Annotated in this window: 1 protein-coding gene; it reads right to left on the reverse strand. The window is 66.3% G+C overall.

Features of this window, described 5'->3' with window-relative positions; translation table 11 throughout:
• The coding region (locus tag M1B35_RS31890; RefSeq protein WP_268264079.1) for a DUF2586 family protein at window positions 1–520 on the reverse strand (520 nt) is incomplete at both ends.

Raw genomic sequence — 520 nt, forward strand, 5'->3', positions numbered from 1 at the left:
CGGAGAGGATCGCGGTCGGCAGTGGGATGCCTTCCTTGTCCTTTGGCGTCTCGCCCAGGCCCATCAGGGCGCCGGAAGCCACGCGCATGGGGCTATCAGCGATGCTCACGGCCACGTTCGCCAGGCGCCCGGCCAGCACGCCCAAGTCATTGCCGTGCAACTGGGGCACGACCAGGACGCGCGGAGCCGCCAGGTTCAACACCATGGCTTGGCGCTCTGCCAGGTACTCCGCCCAGGACTGCTGGACGGTGATGCCGGCAGTGGCCGCCATGACAAAGACGCGGCGCCCGTAGGTGTTGTTGATGGTCACGGCCGCGTCATGCATGGCTGACAGTTCGGAGCCGGTGGTGACCGGTTTGGTGATGACCACCGCTTCGACTGAAAAGCCCTGTTGCTGGGCCTTCTCCAGGGCGTTGGTCCAGTCGCCGTCTGCAGCAAGCGGCGCAGCCACGCACGCCCAGCGATCACCGCCGTTCTGGCGTGCGGCCTTGACCTGACTTTTCAGGTCGCTGTCCGGAAC

The sequence above is a fragment of the Pseudomonas morbosilactucae genome, assembly GCF_023241665.1.
Classification (GTDB): domain Bacteria; phylum Pseudomonadota; class Gammaproteobacteria; order Pseudomonadales; family Pseudomonadaceae; genus Aquipseudomonas; species Aquipseudomonas morbosilactucae.